A 16,736-nucleotide genomic window follows, 5' to 3' on the forward strand; every position below is an offset into this window, starting at 1 on the left:
CACCGCAGTTTCGAGGGCCCGCGGCGATGCTGCGGGCCCTTTACTTCGCCTCGGCGTAGCTGTCGACCACCTTGGGGCGCAGCGGGATGCGTACCGGCACGTCGCCGAAGAGCGTCCTCGTGGCCGCCTCCGCGGCCTGCTCGATCGCCGTGCAGACCGCTTGGGCGTGTTCGGCCGGGCAGTGGACCACGACCTCGTCGTGCAGGAAGAACACGAGCTCACCGAGGCCGCGCTCGTGGAGCGCCCGCCGCAGGAGCGCCAGCAGCACCAGCGCCCATTCGGCGGCGGTGCCCTGCACGATGAAGTTCCGGGTGAAGCGGCCGCGGCCGGTGGCGGACCTCGTGCCGTCCTCGGAGTTGAGCGTCTGCCACCAGCGCTCGGAAGGCGCGGGCACGGTCCGGCCCAGCCAGGTGCGGACGAGCCCGCCCTTCTCGCCGATGCGCGCGGCCGACTCGACCCGGTCGAACGCGGCCGGGAACCGGTCCTTCATGAGCTGCACCAGCTGCGCCGCGTCCCCGGCGGTGCCGCCGTACATCGCGGATATCAGCGCGATCTTGGCTTTCGATCGCTCCCCGCCCAGGCGCGGGGCCAGCTCGGTGTACAGGTCGTCGGCCGCCGTGGCGGCGATCATCGCCTGGTCGCCGCTGATGGCCGCCAGCAGTCGCGGCTCGAGCTGCGCGGCGTCGGCCGCGACGAGCTTCCAACCCGGCTCGGCCCGGATCGCCTCCCGCACCGCATGGGGGAGCTGCAGCGCCCCGCCGCCGTCAGTGCCCCAGCGGCCCGTGTCGGCCCCGCCGACGATGTACACCGGCCGGAACCGGCCCCGGTCGGCCGTCGGATCGGCGGCGGTCTCGTCGCTGCGCGGTCCGGTCCCGGAGACCCACGCGTCGGCCCAGTTCCAGCCGAACGCGCCCCAGACCCGCGCGTGCTCGCGGTAGACCTTGAGCGCCTCGACCGCCGGGTGGTCGACGGAGTGCAGCTCCCATGAGTGCGTGGTCTTGACATCGAGACCGGCCGCGTGGAAGGCCGCCAGGACCTGCTTCGTCGAATCGGGGTTGAGCTGGTGCCCGAACGCGTCGATCACCTTGTCGGCCAGTGCCTGGAGCTTCCTGGGCCGCATGCCCTTCGTGGGCCTCGGCCCGAGCAGGTCGCGCAGGAGGCGGTCGTGCACGCCGCGGTCGAACGGGACGCCGGTGCGGCTCATCTCGGCGGCGACGAGCCCGCCGGCGGACTCGGCCGCGAGCAGCGTGCCCATGCCGGCGAGGTCGGCCGCCGCGGTGCGGCGGCGCTGGTCGAGCCAGGTCGCCTGGAGTCGGATGAGGAGGGCGGGGCCGTCGACCGGTTCGGGTTCGCGTTCGAAGAGGGTCCCGGCGTCGGGGTCGGACTCGGTGACGACGGCGGGCGGCTCGTGTCCTTCCACGCGGGAGAGGATGCGCTCGGCGAGTCGCAGGTCGCGGCAGCGGTCGAGGCGGGCCCCGGCCTCCAGCAGCGGCGGGTAGTCCCGGGCGGCGTCGGCCAGCACCCAGCGAGGCAGGGGGCCGGGTTCGTGCGCGGCTCCGGCCGAACCGCTCGGCTCTGCGGCCGCGGTATCGGCGCTTTCAGGGCCGTGCCCGTTTCGCACCTCGGCTTCGAGCGCCGTCACGGCCGCGGCAAGGTCGGCGTGGTACGCGACGGCGCCGCCCGGCAGCGGCATCGTCCAGCCTTCCCCGCCGCGTCCGTGCACCAACGCGATCTCCATGCCCCCAGTGGATCACAGGCCTGTGACATTCCGCCCTGATCCGTGCCGTCACCAGCCGCGTCGCCTTGGTCTCCGATGCGCCGGTCCGCGCGCCCGCCTCGTGTCTCCGGGGCGCCGATCCCTGTCGGACCCGCATGTCAGGGTGGTATTGGGGGCCCGCGAGTCGGGTGATACGTGACATGTCACGTGGTACGGCCGGTTCCGGCAGATGCCGGGCGCCAGACGACTGTAGACATACTTTGCGCCGGGCCGGGTAACCGGTCCGCATGGCATTGATTCTGTGGATTCTCGCGGTCATTCTCGTCATCTACGGCATCACCATGATCTTCCGGGGGCAAGTGCTCCTGGGGATAGTGGTGATCATCGTCGGCCTGCTGGTCGGCCCCGGCGGGGTGAGCATCTTCACCTAGCCACGCCGTGGGCGGCGGCGGTACCCGGCATGCGGCCACCGCTCGCGGCAGTGCGCCGTCGCCGCTACGCGGCAGTGCGAAGCGGCGATACTCGATCTCCGCTGCGCGGCTGCGCGCGAACTCCGCTACGCGGAGTCGCGCACCACCAGTTCCGTGGGGAGGACCGTCAGCCGTTCGACCTCGCGTCCCTCCAAGAGCCGCAGCATGGTCCGGGCCATGGTGCGGCCGATCTCTGCGATCGGCTGCCGCACGGTCGTCAGCGGCGGGTCGCAGTACGTCGCCAGAGCGATGTCGTCGAAGCCGACCACCGCCACGTCCGCGGGCACGCTCCGGCCCGCTTCCCGCAAGGCCTGCAGTGCTCCGTGCGCCATCAGGTCCGAGGCCACGAACACCGCGTCCAGATCCGGTTCGTCCGCGAGCAGCTGCCGCATCCCCGCGTGCCCCGATTCGGCGGTGAAGTCCCCGACCGCGACGATCGCGCGCCGGTCCGCCGCGGCCAGCGCCTGCCGGTAGCCGTCCAGGCGGGCCCGCCCGGCGACCATGTCCTGCGGCCCCGCCACCGTCGCGATCCGCCTGCGGCCCTTCGCGAGCAGATACTCCACCGCGGCCCGCACACCGCCCACATGGTCGACGTCGATGCAGGGCGCCGCCAGGTGCGGCAGCCCGTTGCACACCACCGGCACCCCGCGCCGCAGCATGAGCTCCGGCAGCAGGTCGGCATCGTGCAGCGACGCGAACATCACCCCGTCGACGTGCCCGCCCACCGCGTACCGCTCGGCCCGCGACCGCGCCTCCGCCGAACCGGTCGTGAGCAGCACCAGCAGCTTCCCGGCCGCGTCGAGCTCCCCGGCGACGCCGCGGATCACGCTCGGAAAGAACTGGTCGTCCGAGAACACCCGGTTCGGCGACTCGGGGAGGATCAGCGCCACAGAGTCGGTCCGGTGCGTCACCAGGGACCGGGCCGCGGCGTGCGGCACGTAGCCGAGCTCGGCCGCCGCGGCCTCCACGGCCTGTCGCAGGTCTTCGGCCACGGTGGTCTGCCCGTTGACGACTCGTGAGACCGTCGCGCGCGACACGCCGGCGCGCTCGGCGACCTCCTCCAAGGTGGGCCGCCCGGTGCGGGGTCCCCGCACCGCACCGCCGCCCGGCACCGCTTCCGCTCGCCGCATCCCGTCCGCCTCCGTACGTCTCAGCCTTTGACCGCGCCCTGCATGATCCCGCTGATCATGTACTTGCCCAAGAGCGCGAACACCGCCAGCAGAGGAAGCGTAGCCAGCATCGTCCCGGTCAGCACCAACGACTGGTCGGTGACGTACCCGCCGCTGAGCGTCGACAGCGCGACCTGCACGGTCTGCCGCTCAGGGCTCGAAAGGACGATGAGCGGCCAGAAGTAGTCGTTCCAGGAGGTCAGGAACGTGAGCACGCCGAGCACCACGGCCGCGGGCCGCGCGGCGGGCATGACGATCTGCCAGAAGATCCGGAAGGTCGAGGCGCCGTCCATGCGGGCCGACTCGATGAGCGACCCCGGCAGTGCGCCGCGCAGGTACTGGGTCATGAAGAAGACCCCGAAGGCGCTCACCAGGCCCGGGGCGATCACCGCCCACAGCGTGTCCGTCCACTCCAGTTCGATCATGAGCATGAACAGCGGGATCACGCCCAGCTGGACCGGCACCATCATCGTGGCGACCACGGCCACCAGGAGGACCTTGGCGCCCTTGAATTCCAGCTTGGCGAACGCGAACCCGGCGAGGGTCGAGAAGAACACCACCGAGGCGGTCACGACCGCGCTGACGAACACCGAGTTCCACAGGGCTGTGCCGAAAGGGACGGTGTCGAAGACCCGTTGGACGTTCTCGACGAGGTTCGCCCCTGGCAGTACCGGCGGCGGGACCTGCGCGAGCGCCGAGTTGTCGCGGGAGGCGACGACGAAGCTGTAGTACAGGGGGAAGCCCGAGAAGAACAGCACGGCGACGAGCGTGAGGTAGGCGAGGCGTCCGGGCTGCTCGCGCAGCGCGCGGAGCCGGGATCGTGCCCGGCGATCGGACCGGCCCGGCAAGGCTGTGCGGTCCGATCGCCGGGTGTCTTCGGCGGCGGGGGAGGGGACGGGCGGCGAGGTTGGCGCGGGGCTGGTCATGAGTCGCTCCTGATGCGGCGGATGAACAGGTAGTTGAGGAGGGCGATGAGGACGATGACGGCGAACATCGTCCACGCGACCGCCGAGGCGTAGCCGAACTCGAAGCCGCGGTTGAAGCCGTGCTCGTACAGGTAGAGCGTGAGGGTCTGGAACTGCCGTGAGGCGCCGCCGGTGACGCCGTTCGGCCCGCCGCCGCCGAACAGCTGCGGTTCGGCGAAGATCTGCAGCCCGTAGATGGTCGAGACGATCACGGTGAACACGATGGTGGGCCGGATCATCGGGACGGTGACGTGGAACAGCTGCTGCATCCTCGTGGCCCCGTCGAGGTGGGCGGCCTCGTAGACCTCGCGCGGCACGGCCTGCATCGCGGCGAGGTAGATCAGGGCGTTGTATCCGGTCCACTTCCACGCCACCATGACAGCGATGGCGATATGTGACGTGGCACTGCCGGACTGCCAGTCGACGCGCCCGGCGCCGAGTGATTCGAGGATCCAGTTGACGAGGCCGAAGTCGCGGCCGAACAGCGTGCTGAAGATGACGGCGACGGCCACCACGGAGGCGACGTTCGGCAGGAGCATCCCCATGCGCCAGAACGTCTGCCCGCGCAGCCGCAGCGTCAGCACGTGGGCGAGGAGCAGGGCGGCCAAGAGCTGCGGCACGGTGGCGAGCACCAGGATGGACAGCGTGTTGCCCAGGGCGTTCCAGAAGTACGGGTCGCCCAGGAGCGTCTGGTAGTTGCCGAAGCCGACGAACACGTGCTCGTCGGCGAGCAGGCTCCACTCGTGTGTGGACACCCAGGCGGTGTAGGCGAGCGGGAAGAGCCCGAACGCGGCGAACAGGACGAAGAACGGGGCGATGTACAGGTACGGGGAGGCTTTGAGGTCGAGGCGGTAGCGCTGGTGCTGGAAGCGCTGGCGGCCGGTGGTCCCCTTGGCGGCGATGGTCATCGGTTCGCTTTCACGATCGTCGGGAGGCGGGGCCGGCCTGGCATCACGATAGGGCCCGGCCGGCCCCGCCCCTGGGGGCTAGAACGATTCGAGGTCGCTCAGGACCTGGGTCCAGGCCTCTTCGGGCGTCTGGCTGCCGTCCTCGATGCGGCCGAGGCCCTGGCCGATGGTCGCGAGCACGTCGCCCTGGAGCGGGCCCTGGTACTGCGGTTCGACGGCTTGCGCTGCGGCCGTGAAGATCTGGCCGACGGGCGCGTCGTTGAAGTACGTCTTCGTCATGCCGGTGAGGGCCTCGTCCTCGTACAGCTCCGGTGTGGACGGGAAGTTCCCGGTGGACTCGAACACCTTGAGCTGCTGCTCGGGCGCGGTGAGCCATTCGAGGAACGCGTAGGCCTCCTCGGGGTGGTCGCCCTGGGCGGGCAGCACGAGGTGCGAGCCCCCCATGTTCCCGGCGCCGCCGGGCACGGTGGCGATGTCCCACTGCCCGGCCGAGTCGGGCGCGTTCGTCTCGATGTAGGAGGTCATCCACGCCGGGCAGATGATGGTCGCGAAGGTGCCCTCGCCGAACCCGGCGTTCCACTCGGGCGTCCAGGCCTGGAGCCGGTTCGACATGCCCGCCTCGATGGCCTGGACGGTGAGGCCCCAGGCTTCGCCGATGGCGGGGTTGGACTCGACGACGAGGTTGTCCTCGCGGTCGTAGACGCCCTCGTCGGCCTGTTCGACCATGGCGCGGAACATGTTCCCGGAGGACTCGAAGAAGTAGTCGCCGCCGGTGGCCTCGGAGTACTGGCGGCCCACGTTCACGTAGTCCTCCCAGGACTCGGCCCACAGCGCGGAGACCTCGTCGCGTTCGACCGGGAGTCCGGCGGCCTCGAACAGGTCGCGGCGGTAGCACATGGCCATGCCGCCGACGTCGGTGCCGAGCCCGATGAGCGACTCGCCGTCCTTGGAGAGGGCCTGCTGCCACTTCCAGTCCAGCCATTGGCCTTCGAGGTCGTCGGCGCCGAGGTCGAGGAGGTTGTGGAAGCGGTCGGGCTGGGCGGTGTACTGCGAGATGTAGCCGACCTCGACCGCTTCGATGTCGGCCGTGCCGGAGCCGGTCGCGAGGTGGGTGGTGAGGTTGGTGTGGTGGTCGGCGAACTCGGCGATGCGCTCCTCGAACTCGATCTCGGGGTGCAGCTTCGTGTACTCCTCGTAGAGCGGCCCGAAGCCGAAGTCGCCGAACAGGCCGACGCTGAGGGTGATCGTGCCGTCGTCGTCCCCGCCGGAGCAGGCGGCCGTCCCGGCGAGGACGAGTGCCGCGGCGGTCGCGGCCGCCAGGGCGTTGCGGATCGGTCTGGTGTTCATCGGTGCTTCTCTCCTAAGGTGAGGGATCCGCGGAGTGCCGCGGGGGATCGTGGGGCGACGGCGTTGAGAGAGCGCTCTCTGCGTCGTAGGGGAGGCGCGGCCGGAATCCCGGCCGCGCCCAGAGCGAGTCTCAGCGTCTGAAGGCAAACGCCTGCACGGACACGAAGTCCTGCGACTGGCCTGAGGTGAAGGTGAGGTACACGTCGTGGGTCCCGGTCACCGAGTTCACGTTGCCGGGCACGTCCCGCCAGGAGGACCAGCCGCCGGTGTTCGCGATCGAGAAGGAGCCGATCGGGTTCGCCGTGGCCGAGTCGATCCGGACTTCGACCAGGCCGCTCACCCCGCCCGCGGCCCCTGAGGCCACCCGGGCGGTGAAGTCCACCGGGCTCGTCGAGCCGAAGTTCATGTCGTCGTAGCGGACCCAGTCGCCGTTGCCGAGCGGGCCGATCGACGAGCCGCCGGCCGTCGCGCCCGAGGCCGCGTCGAACGAGGCCGCTTCGACCGTGGCGTAGGCGTCGCGGGTGCCCCCGCCGGGCGTCGTCGGTTCCTCGGTCGGCTCACCGTTGCCGCCGCCCCCGGAGGTGTACACCCGCACGTAGTCGACGAGCATCGAATGCCCCGGCACCGTGGCCGCCGTGGGCGTCGTCTGCCCCGACACCCCGTCGGGGAAGGCCCCGCCGATCGCCAGGTTCAGCATCAGGAAGTACCCGGCGTGGTCGGTCATCTGGGCCCACGTGTCCGCGGGCAGGTCGCCTTCGTCGATGGTGTGGTACAGGGTCCCGTCCACGTACCAGCGCAGCTGGCCCGCCGCACCCGACTCGTCCCACTCGAACCCGTACGTGTGGAAGCCGTTGTGGCAGGACCCGCCGCAGTAGGTCTGGCCGGCGATCCCGTTGAACTCGTTGCACGGCCCGCCCGGCGCCACACCGCAGTGGAGGGTGCCGAACGTCCAGTCCAGACCGTTGACGTTCTCCATGAAGTCGAACTCGCCGATGCCGGGCCAGTTGTGGTAGTTCCCGCGGAACGGCGAGCCCAGGGCCCAGAACGCGGGCCAGTACCCGAGCGCCTGCTCACCGGTCACCTGCGGCAGTTGCAGCCGCCCTTCGACTTTCAGCGACCCGCCCGAAGGCGGCTTGAAGTCGGTGCGGACGGACTCGATGCGCGCGGAGGTCCACGCCCCGGCGCCGTCGCGCAGGGCGGTGATCTTGAGGTGCCCGTTGCCGTCCATCGAGACGTTCGCGGGATTGTTCGTGTGGGCGGCGATCTCGCCGGTGCCCCAGTTCGCGGGCCCGCCGGGGTAGTTGTGCCCGATGTCGTAGATCCAGTCCGATGTGGAGGGCTGGGATCCGCCTGAGCCGTTGAACTCGTCGGACCAGGCGAGCTCCCAGGTCTGCGCGGCCTCGGGGCCGTCCTGGGCGTTCGCGGTGGTGATGGTGAGGGTCGCCGCCGCGATCACGGCGGCTCCGGCGGAGGCGGCGGCGATGACGCGGGCGAGCCGGCGCCGGGGTGCGTGCTGTCGTTCGGAGGTCTGCGATGTTGCCATGACGGCTCCTTTGCCGAGGGTTCAGAGATCGCTCTCTCAGATCTGATCTGGCTTCAGATCGATCATGAGAGAGCGCTCTCTCATTCGGTCCAGGACTCATTCCTACCGAACAAATTGGTACATGTCAATGGATCGTGGCCGAACCGTTATCGGCCCAGAGGCAAGGAACCGCAGGTAAGCCCTTGCTGCCCTTGGTTATCGGTCACCCGCCGCAAGGCGGGCCTCAGTGCGAACCCTCGTCGCCCTCGGTGTGCGGCTGCTGCGTCTCCCGCGACCGGCGCTGCAGATCCCCGAGCCGCGCCTGGCGCTCCTCCCGCAACCGCTCCAGGCGGCGCTGGCGCTCCCGCAGCTCCTCGGGCGACTCGGTCCCGCCGAGCATCCGCTTCTCCAGCCACTCCACGTGCTCGGCGTGCGCCGCCGCGTTGATCGCCCGCACATCCTGATACGTGCCCCGCAGCGACTCCATCCGCTTCAGCGCGTCATGGCACTGGGCCAGCAGGATCTCGATGTCGGCGTTCTCGGCGGGGTCGGCGTCGTCACGACGAGCCTCGAGCCACGCGATGCCCTCCCGCAGCTTCTCGCGCGCCTTGAGGTTGTGCATCGCCAGATCCTCCACGAGACTGTCGGTCATCTCGAGGAAGCTCAGATGCGGATCGGGGCGGTCGTCGGTGCCCATGGGGGCCGTCCTTCCACGAGGAGGTGCCTCTTCCCCCTCTACCATACGGGCGCGGCTACGATCATTCTTCACCGCGCGACCGATGCACCCCGAATAGCCGAGGCCAAGTGGAATCCTTCGAAACCGTCTTCGACACCCTCACCCAGACCCAGGACACCCCGCCCGTCTGGGTCATGCTCGCCTGCCTGGCCGCTGCGGCCGCAGCCGTCCTGTACACGCCCGTATGGCGCTGGACCCGCGGCCTGGTCACCATCGCCCACGAAGGCGGGCACGCGTTCATGGCGATCCTCATGCGCCGCCGCCTCACCGGCATCCGCCTCCACGCCGACACCTCGGGCCTCACCTTCTCCCGCGGCAAACCCACCGGGTTCGGCGCCGCCATGACCCTCTTCGCCGGCTACACCGCCCCCGCCGCCCTCGGCCTGGCCTTCGCGGCCCTCACCGGCGCCGGCCGCATCGTCCTGCTGCTGTGGATCACGCTGGGGCTCTTGGCGATCATGCTCGTCTTCATCCGCAACTGGTACGGCGCGCTGGCCCTCATCGTGGTCGGCGCGGGCGTCTTCGCGGCGACTTGGTACGGCAACGCGATCGTGCAGACCGTCGCCGCCTACGTCGGGGCCTGGCTGCTGCTGCTCGGCGCGGTCAAGCCGGTGATGGAGCTGGGGTCGAGGCGCCGCAGCCGACGCGGCTCGGGCCAGTCCGACGCCGACCAGCTCGCCGGGATCACGCCGGTCCCGGCCGGGGCCTGGATCTTCCTGTTCTCCCTCGCCACGATCGCCGCCGCCGTGTGGGGGACTTACATGCTCCTGCCTTTCGACGAATGGAACCTTTTCAACGGAGGTGCCGCTTGACCTTCGCGGTCGGCGCCACCGAGTAAGGGTCCTCGGGCCACGGGTGCTTGGGGTAGCGTCCGCGCATCTCCTTGCGCACCTCCCGATAGGGCCCTTCCCAGAACGACTTGAGATCGGCGGTGACCGCGAGCGGCCGCCCGGCGGGGCTGAGCAGGTGCAGGAGCACCGGCACCCCGGCGATGCGCGGGGTGTCGACGGCCCCGAACATCTCCTGGAGCTTCACGGCCAGCACCGGCGCTTCACCGGAGTAGTCGACGCGGGCCTCGCGGCCGCTGGGCACCGGGAGCGCTTCGGGCGCGGTCTCGTCGATCCCGGCCTGCCACGGCAGCAGGTTCCGCAGCGCCTGACCGACCGGGATGCGCTCCACGTCGGATCGGCGCCTGGCCCGGGACCACCACGGCTCCAACCAGTCGGTGCCGGACGCGAGCGCCGCGTCCGAGACGTCGGCCCAGGGTTCGCCCAGCGCGCGATGGCAGAAGGCCATGCGGTCGCGCAGTCGCTTCGACTCCTCGGACCAGCGGAGCAGGCCGAGGCCTTCGCGGCGCAGCCCTTCGGCGAGGGCCTGCGCGACGAGCGCGGGGTCGGGCCGGCGCAGCGGCTCCGAGGACACCTCGATCGCCCCGAGCGACCGCACGGACCGCGCGGTCACGTCTCGGCGCTCGGTGTCCCATTCGACGCGTTCGCTCACGCTGTCGCCCACCAGTTCGCAGGCGAGTTCACCGTCGATCGGGACGGCTGCGCGGATCATGGCGGCGGCACGGCCGGGGGAGCGGTCGGCGTCGGCGATGGCGAGCCATTCGCTGCCGGTGAGCGGGGAGCCCTCGGCGGCCACTGCGCCGGTCCCGGCGACGGTGCGCCACTGGCCCGAGCTCGTCGCGGCGGGCGGACGGTTCGAGGCCGTCGCCTTGCCCTTGGCGGGCGCGCCCTCTTGGCGTTTGGCGACCCGCTCGGGGAAGGCCAGGGCGATGACGGTGGCGGCGGCCTCGTCGTCGCTGACGGGCCGGCTCGGACGGGAAGCGGCCGACCTTTGACCGGAGCGTGCTGCGTTGCTGTGCGACCGTGCGGGGTCCGGTCCCGGACCGGCTGAGGCACCCGACCGCGAGTCGGTGGAGTCCGGTGCGCTGTCGCCGGGGCCGTTTGAAGCGCTGAGGGAGCGGGTGAGGCGCTTGACCTCGTTCTGCCACTGGCGGTCGCGGCCGGTCCGCAGCTGCCGCCATTGCGCGAGGAGGTCGTCGCCTCTCGCGCGGCGGTCGAGGTTCAAGAGTGCGGCGACCTCGGCGGCCTTCTCGGTGCCGACGCGTCGGGCGCCGTCCACGAGCGCCCGCGCCAGTCGAGGATGGACGCCCATGCGGGCCAGTGCCCGGCCTCGTTCGGTCGCTGAGCCGTCATTGTCGATGGCGCCCAAGGAGAGCAGCGTGGCCTCGGCCGCTTCGACGGCCCCGGCGGGCGGCCGGCCCGGCAGCGCCAGGTCGTCGACCGGGGTGCCCCAGCAGGCGGCTTGAAGGCGGAACGCGGTGAGGTCGGAGCAGGCGATGTCCGGGGCGGGCTGCGCGGCGCGGCGGAGGTGCTCGGCCTCGCTCCAGCACCGCCACACCGCGCCGGGGCCTTCGCGTCCGGCGCGGCCCGCACGCTGGTCGGTCGAGGCGCGGGAGGCATAGGCCGTGGTCAGGCCCGGCAAGCCGCGGGCGTGGTCGATCAACGGCCGGCGGGCGAGGCCCGCGTCCACCACGATCCGCACCCCGGGCACCGTCAGGCTGGATTCGGCGATGTCGGTGGCGAGCACGACCCTGCGGCGGTCCCCGATGCGCATCGCACGGTCCTGCTCGGCAGACGAAATCGATCCGTGCAATTGATATATATCGGATCCGAGGCTTCCTGCCTCACGGTGGGCCAGGCGCTCGGCCACCCTGCGGATCTCCGAAGCACCTGGAAGAAAGACCAGGAGGTCGCCGTCTCCGGCGTCGAGGGCGCGTTCGACCACGTGGGCGACATGGGCGAGGAACCTCGGATCGACCCGCATCCCGTCAGGGGCGTTGAGGCGCTCTCTCGGTGGAGCCCAGTGCATGTCGACGGGGTGGCGCATCGGTTCGGAGCCGACGGCGGGCGCGGGTTCGCCCTCGGCGCCGAGGAGCGCGGTCCAGAGCCCGATGTCGGCGGTGGCGGAGGCGGCGACGAGGCCGAGGTCGGGGCGCAGGATCTGGCGGGTCTCGGCGAGGAAGGCGCAGGCGGTGTCGGTCTCGAGGTGGCGCTCGTGGCACTCGTCGAGCACGACGAGGTCGACACCGGGCAGCTCGGGGTCGGCGATGAGCCGGTTGAGGAGGACCCCGGTGGTCACGACCTCGACGCGGGTCGCGGCCGACCGGCGGGTTTCGCCCCGGATCTGGTAGCCGACGCGTTCGCCGACCTTCTCGCCGAGGAGCGCGGCCATGCGCGTGGCGGCGGCTCGGGTGGCGAGCCGCCGGGGTTCGGCCACGAGGACGCGGCGCTGTGGCATATCACGTGTCACACGTGACGCGGCATTTCCCGAGGCTGTGGCCTCGGTGGGGATGAGGCCCGCGAGGGCGAGCGGCGCGAGCGTGGTCTTGCCGGTTCCGGGAGGCGCGGCGAGGACGGCGGTCCCGGTGCGCGCCACTGCTTCCAGGAGCTCGGGTAGGGCTTCGCGGATCGGCAGGTCAGGCGGCGCGGGCGGTTGCGGCATGTCGACCATTCTCGCCGAGGCTCGTGGAGCGGCGACTCCGCGTCCGAAGGATTGCGGCCGCTAGGCGTGGTGCGGTTGAACGTGAACGGCGGTTCCCGGCAAATCGGGCATTCGCAGGGTCCCCCGAATCAACAGTGCCCGACGGGTGCGACAGGCCGGGGTGGATCCGGCCCCCGCGCCCGGGTGTGTCGCTTTGCGACACCCCCGATCACAAGGGTGGCGCGGGGGTCCGACAATCGGTCAGCCGCCGAGGTTGCCGTCCGGGCAGGAGTCGTCGTTGGCCACGTATTCGAGCATGATCGGCGTGTCGTAGCCGACCTCGGTGCCGCCCTCGGGCTCCTGGTAGAGGACCTCGCAGGTGCCGTGCTCGAGGTCCACCGACTGCGTCGCGCTCGGGGAGACGTCGGTGAAACCCTGCCCTTCGAGGTCCGCCATGGCCTCGTTGACGTCCCACCCGGTGTAGTCCTCGAGTTCGACGAGCTGGAGCTCTTCCTCGGACGTCTCCTCGTCGGAGTTGTCCTCGTCCTCGTTGTTCGAGTCGTCCTCGCCCTGGTTCTCGTCGCCGCCGTCGTCTTCCGCGGTGGTCTCCTCGGCGTCCTCCGTGGACTCCTGGGCCGCGTCGGTCGCCGTGTCGGAGGTCCCGCCGCCGTCAGCGGTCGTATCGTCCTCGGCGCCGGACTTGTCCCACGGCTTGATCATGAACAGTGCGATGAGGATGATCGCGATTCCTGCCACGACCACCAGGATCGGGCCGGTCGGATTGCGTCTGGGCTTCTCCTGCTCGCGCGGCGGCGGCAGCGGACGCTCCCCGTTGGCGCCGGTGCGGTACTGGCCGGTCCCGGCCCCGCCGTACTCGTCCTGCTGCATCTGGTGCGGCGACGTGTGCGCCGCGACGATCCCCGCGCCCATCGCCCCGGCCGCGCCCGGCGACATCACCTGGGTGGCCTGGGGGGACTGCGGAGGCGGCGCCGCCGGGGCGAGCATCGCGGTGGTCCCGCCGCCCATCCCGCCGGCCCTGCACACCTGCGCGAGCTCGGCGGCCGAGGCGAAGCGCTGGCGCGGGTCCTTCGCCAAGAGGCGCATGATGATCTGTCCGACCTGGCCCGGCACGTCCGGAGGGAGCGGCCCGGGCTGGCCGGTGAGGTGGCCGGCGATCGCGGCGGTCGGCTCGTTCCCGGCGAACGGGGGCCTCCCCGCGAGGCACTCGTAGCCGACGATGCCCAGCGAGTACAGGTCGGTCGCGCCGGTCAGCTGCGCGCCCTGGAGCTGCTCGGGCGACGCGTACGCGAGGGTGCCCATGACGGTGCCGGTCTCGGTCAGGCCCGCGCCGCCCTTGGCGGCGGCGATGCCGAAGTCGACGACCTTGACGCTGCCGTCGGACCCGACGAGCAGGTTCCCCGGCTTGATGTCGCGGTGGATGATGTGGGCCTGGTGGGCGACGTCGAGCGCCTCGGCCGCGGACGCCATGATCTTCAGCGTCTCGTTGGGGGACAGGCGGCCCCGCTGACGCAGCACGTTGTCGAGCGCTTCGCCGCGCACGAGCTCCATGATGAGGTAGGAGACGAGCCCCTCGGGCGCCTGCTCCTCGCCGTAGTCGTACAGGCCGACGATCCCGGGCGACTGGAGCTGGGCCACGGCCTGCGCCTCCTGGTGGAAGCGGGCGCGGAACCGGTCGTTCCCGGACAGTCCTGAATGGAGGAGTTTGATGGCGACGACGCGGTTCAGCCGGGTGTCGGTGCCGCGCCACACCGCGCCCATGCCGCCTGCTGCCAGGCGCTGCTCTAGGCGGTATCGGCCAGCGATCAGGTTCCCGGGTTCCACCCTCGGCCTCGCTTCTGATTAGGGGAGCAGGGGACGAGGGAGAGCTTAGTCGGGAGGTGCGAGCGCACCTGAGGGCGGCCGGGCACGGCTCGGCCCGAACGAGACGGTACTGGTGTGTGGCATGTGATATGCCACTGCTGCAAGCGGTTCGAGCCCAACGGCATCGGCCCGCCGGGCCTACTCGGCGTCGTCGACCGGTTCGAGCGTCAGGCTGATCGAGTTGATGCAGAAGCGGGCGTCGTCGGGGTTGTCCCAGCCCTCGCCGTAGAAAACGTGGCCCAGGTGGGAGTCGCAGTTCGCGCACCGCACCTCGGTGCGCCGCATGCCGAGGCTGCCGTCCTCCAGGAGCCGCACGCGGTCGCCGGCCATCGGCGTCCAGAAGGAGGGCCACCCGCAGCGGGAGTCGAACTTCGTGTCGGAGGCGAACAGCTCGGAGCCGCACGCGCGGCAGCGGTAGACGCCGCGGCGCTTCTCGTCGACGTACTCGCCCGTCCACGGCGCCTCGGTGCCACCCCGGCGCAGCACCTTGTACTCGTCGCGGCTGAGCTGCTCGCGCCACTGCGCGTCGGTCTTGCTGTCCTCGGCCATGCCTCCAAGTGTAAGAGCCGGAGGCGGCGTCGTCTCCTTCCCGCCGACCAGGGCGTCCCGGCGGCGCGCGCGATGTTAGGAGCCCGAGGGCGCGTCGACCCTTTTCCGGGCCGCTAGGATCGGGCCCATGCGGTACCTCCTAGGCGACTACACCACTGAAGGCGGCCCGGGCCTCGTCGTGGCCGGACCTGACGGACTCGGCGCGGCGGCGGCGGTCGTCAACCCGACGTGGGTCCACGTCGGGCCTGAAGCGGTCTACACCCTCACCCACACCGAGCCCGGCTTCGCCGCGGCCTGGCGCCTCGGCGAGGACTTCGCGCTCGACCGGGCCGGCCAGGGCCAGTCCACCGGCGGCGACAACCCCTGCCACGGCACGGTCGACCCGAGCGGGCGCTGGCTGCTGGTCGCCAACTACGGCGACGGCGAAGGAGGCGGCTCCGTCGCGGTCTTGCCGATCGGCGAGGACGGCACCCTGGGCGAGGCGACCGACGTCTTCAAGCTCTCGGGCACGGGTCCGGACGCGGAGCGCCAGACCGGTCCGCACGCGCACCAAGTGGTATGTCACATGGGACGCGTCCTGGCGGTCGACTTGGGCGCCGACCGCATCCACGCCTTCGACCTCGGTGCGGACGGCAAGCTCACCCCGGCCGGGACCACCGCGCTCGAGCCCGGGTTCGGCCCGCGCCACCTGGCGTTCCTGGGTGACCGCGCGATCGTGGTGGGGGAGTTGGCGAACGCGGTCGCGGTCGGCTCCTTCGACGAGCGCTCGGCCACCTTCTCCTTCCTGGCCCCGGTGGCGCTGCCCGCCGGCGAGGTCGCCGATTTCGCGGCCCTGCCCGACATCGGCCTCGAAGAGGACGCGCCGCGTCCGCTGCCGGCCGCCGTCGTCCCCGACCCCGAGCGCGATCTGGTGTACGTCACGGTCCGCGGCGCCGACCAGGTCGCCACGGTCGATCCCGCCGACGGCTCGCTCATCCGCTCGGTCCCCGTCGGCGGCGCCTGGCCGCGCGACGCCGTGCTCACCGCGAACGGGACGCTGCTGGTGTCCTGCCAGCACTCGGGCGTCGTCACCCGGGTCGACCCGACCGGCGAGGCCGAGCCCGTCATCGAGTGGACCGTCCCCGGCGTCACCTGCGTGGCCCCGCTCACCTAAAACCTTCCCTGCAGGAAAATTTGCGCCTGCTGCAAAATTTCTTCATTTGCATCTTGTGAACATGAGCAACTCCCACTAGGGTTGCTCTCATGGCCGACCAGACCGGACTCCGCGAACGCAAGAAGGCCGCCACCAAGGCGGCCCTCTGCGAGGCCACGCTGCGCCTCGCCGTGGCGAAGGGCGGTCTCGACGCCGTCACGGCCGACGAGATCGCGGCCGAGGTCGGCGTCTCCACGCGCACCTTCCACAACTACTTCCCGAACAAGGAAGCGGCGTTCCTCCACGACTTCCACGAGACCACGGCGGAACTGCTCGACCAGCTGCGCGATCGCGTGCGGCGGCAGTCGGCCTGGCACGCCCTGCGCGACGCCTGCATCAGCATGCACATCGACGAGCGCTACGACCTCACCCAGATGCAGTGCCGCGAAGAGCTCATCCGCAACTCGCCCGAGCTGATCAAGAACCAGGCCGGCCAGTTCATGGAACTGTTCGCCGAGGCGCTCGGGATCGTCGCCGAGGCCACCGGCACCACCCCGGAGGACCTGTATCCGCGACTGGTGCTCGGCAGCGCCCTCGTCGCCATGAAGACCTCCAATGAGGACTGGCTCGCGAATCCGCGCGGCCGGCAGCTCGCGGACGTCATCACCGCCGCCTTCGATCAGCTCGAAGCCGGCATCACCAGACCCACAACCACAATCCATAGCTGAAACACACCAGGAAACCCGCCGTCGAAGACGTCGGCGAACACCACCCGAGCCGACCGGCCCCGCCGCCGCACACCCAAATTCAGTGCGGCGGGGCCGGTCGGTGAACCCTAAAAGGAGCACCCA

At 71.1% G+C, this 16,736-nt stretch carries 14 protein-coding genes; 4 read left to right on the top strand and 10 right to left on the bottom strand.

Annotation, left to right across the window (positions count from 1 at the left end; translation table 11 throughout):
• Positions 1 to 40: 40 nt before the first annotated feature.
• Complete coding sequence (locus ACFO8M_RS19880; RefSeq protein WP_387978774.1) at positions 41 to 1,738, bottom strand: bifunctional 3'-5' exonuclease/DNA polymerase; 1,698 nt, start codon at positions 1,736 to 1,738, stop codon at positions 41 to 43.
• Between the two features lie 266 nt (positions 1,739 to 2,004).
• On the opposite strand from ACFO8M_RS19880, the gene ACFO8M_RS19885 reads away from it, so the two are divergent.
• The gene (locus ACFO8M_RS19885; protein ID WP_387978776.1) at positions 2,005 to 2,148 is read left to right on the top strand and encodes a GPGG-motif small membrane protein; all 144 of its coding nucleotides are present in this window, start codon (positions 2,005 to 2,007) and stop codon (positions 2,146 to 2,148) included.
• Positions 2,149 to 2,273: 125 nt separating this feature from the next.
• Here ACFO8M_RS19885 and ACFO8M_RS19890 read toward each other — a convergent pair whose 3' ends face one another.
• From ACFO8M_RS19890 to ACFO8M_RS19915, 6 genes are all read right to left on the bottom strand, one after another.
• Complete coding sequence (locus ACFO8M_RS19890) at positions 2,274 to 3,317, bottom strand: LacI family DNA-binding transcriptional regulator (protein WP_387978778.1); 1,044 nt, start codon at positions 3,315 to 3,317, stop codon at positions 2,274 to 2,276.
• Positions 3,318 to 3,337: 20 nt separating this feature from the next.
• A complete protein-coding gene (locus ACFO8M_RS19895; protein ID WP_387978780.1) occupies positions 3,338 to 4,282 on the bottom strand; it encodes a carbohydrate ABC transporter permease in 945 nt (314 codons plus the stop codon).
• The gene (locus ACFO8M_RS19900) at positions 4,279 to 5,229 is read right to left on the bottom strand and encodes a carbohydrate ABC transporter permease (protein ID WP_387978782.1); all 951 of its coding nucleotides are present in this window, start codon (positions 5,227 to 5,229) and stop codon (positions 4,279 to 4,281) included. Before ACFO8M_RS19900 ends, ACFO8M_RS19895 begins: the two co-directional genes overlap by 4 nt.
• A gap of 78 nt (positions 5,230 to 5,307) precedes the next feature.
• Entirely contained in the window at positions 5,308 to 6,576 is a 1,269-nt protein-coding gene (locus ACFO8M_RS19905; protein ID WP_387978783.1) for an ABC transporter substrate-binding protein, read from the bottom strand.
• A gap of 130 nt (positions 6,577 to 6,706) precedes the next feature.
• Entirely contained in the window at positions 6,707 to 8,119 is a 1,413-nt protein-coding gene (locus tag ACFO8M_RS19910) for a carbohydrate-binding protein (protein WP_387978785.1), read from the bottom strand.
• A gap of 223 nt (positions 8,120 to 8,342) precedes the next feature.
• Complete coding sequence (locus tag ACFO8M_RS19915; protein WP_387978787.1) at positions 8,343 to 8,795, bottom strand: hypothetical protein; 453 nt, start codon at positions 8,793 to 8,795, stop codon at positions 8,343 to 8,345.
• Between the two features lie 107 nt (positions 8,796 to 8,902).
• Between ACFO8M_RS19915 and ACFO8M_RS19920 the strand changes: the two genes are divergently transcribed.
• The gene (locus ACFO8M_RS19920; protein ID WP_387978789.1) at positions 8,903 to 9,646 is read left to right on the top strand and encodes a M50 family metallopeptidase; all 744 of its coding nucleotides are present in this window, start codon (positions 8,903 to 8,905) and stop codon (positions 9,644 to 9,646) included.
• Here ACFO8M_RS19920 and ACFO8M_RS19925 read toward each other — a convergent pair.
• From ACFO8M_RS19925 to msrB, 3 genes are all read right to left on the bottom strand, one after another.
• Entirely contained in the window at positions 9,627 to 12,344 is a 2,718-nt protein-coding gene (locus ACFO8M_RS19925) for an ATP-dependent RNA helicase (protein WP_387978791.1), read from the bottom strand. The genes ACFO8M_RS19920 and ACFO8M_RS19925 overlap by 20 nt on opposite strands.
• Before the next feature lie 240 nt (positions 12,345 to 12,584).
• Complete coding sequence (locus ACFO8M_RS19930; protein ID WP_387978793.1) at positions 12,585 to 14,165, bottom strand: serine/threonine protein kinase; 1,581 nt, start codon at positions 14,163 to 14,165, stop codon at positions 12,585 to 12,587.
• Positions 14,166 to 14,342: 177 nt separating this feature from the next.
• Positions 14,343 to 14,753 carry a peptide-methionine (R)-S-oxide reductase MsrB gene (gene msrB / locus ACFO8M_RS19935; RefSeq protein ID WP_387978795.1) on the bottom strand — a complete coding sequence of 137 codons (411 nt, stop codon included), beginning with the start codon at positions 14,751 to 14,753 and terminating at the stop codon, positions 14,343 to 14,345.
• Positions 14,754 to 14,880: 127 nt separating this feature from the next.
• Here msrB and ACFO8M_RS19940 point away from each other — a divergent pair, with 127 nt between their 5' ends.
• Both ACFO8M_RS19940 and ACFO8M_RS19945 read left to right on the top strand, forming a co-directional pair.
• Positions 14,881 to 15,906 carry a lactonase family protein gene (locus ACFO8M_RS19940; protein ID WP_387978797.1) on the top strand — a complete coding sequence of 342 codons (1,026 nt, stop codon included), beginning with the start codon at positions 14,881 to 14,883 and terminating at the stop codon, positions 15,904 to 15,906.
• Positions 15,907 to 15,995: 89 nt separating this feature from the next.
• Positions 15,996 to 16,613: an acyl-CoA-like ligand-binding transcription factor gene (locus ACFO8M_RS19945; RefSeq protein ID WP_387978799.1), complete on the top strand. Its 618-nt coding sequence runs from the start codon at positions 15,996 to 15,998 to the stop codon at positions 16,611 to 16,613.
• The last annotated feature ends 123 nt before the right edge of the window (positions 16,614 to 16,736 follow it).

The organism is Glycomyces rhizosphaerae, from assembly GCF_042647865.1.
Lineage (GTDB): Bacteria > Actinomycetota > Actinomycetes > Mycobacteriales > Micromonosporaceae > Glycomyces > Glycomyces rhizosphaerae.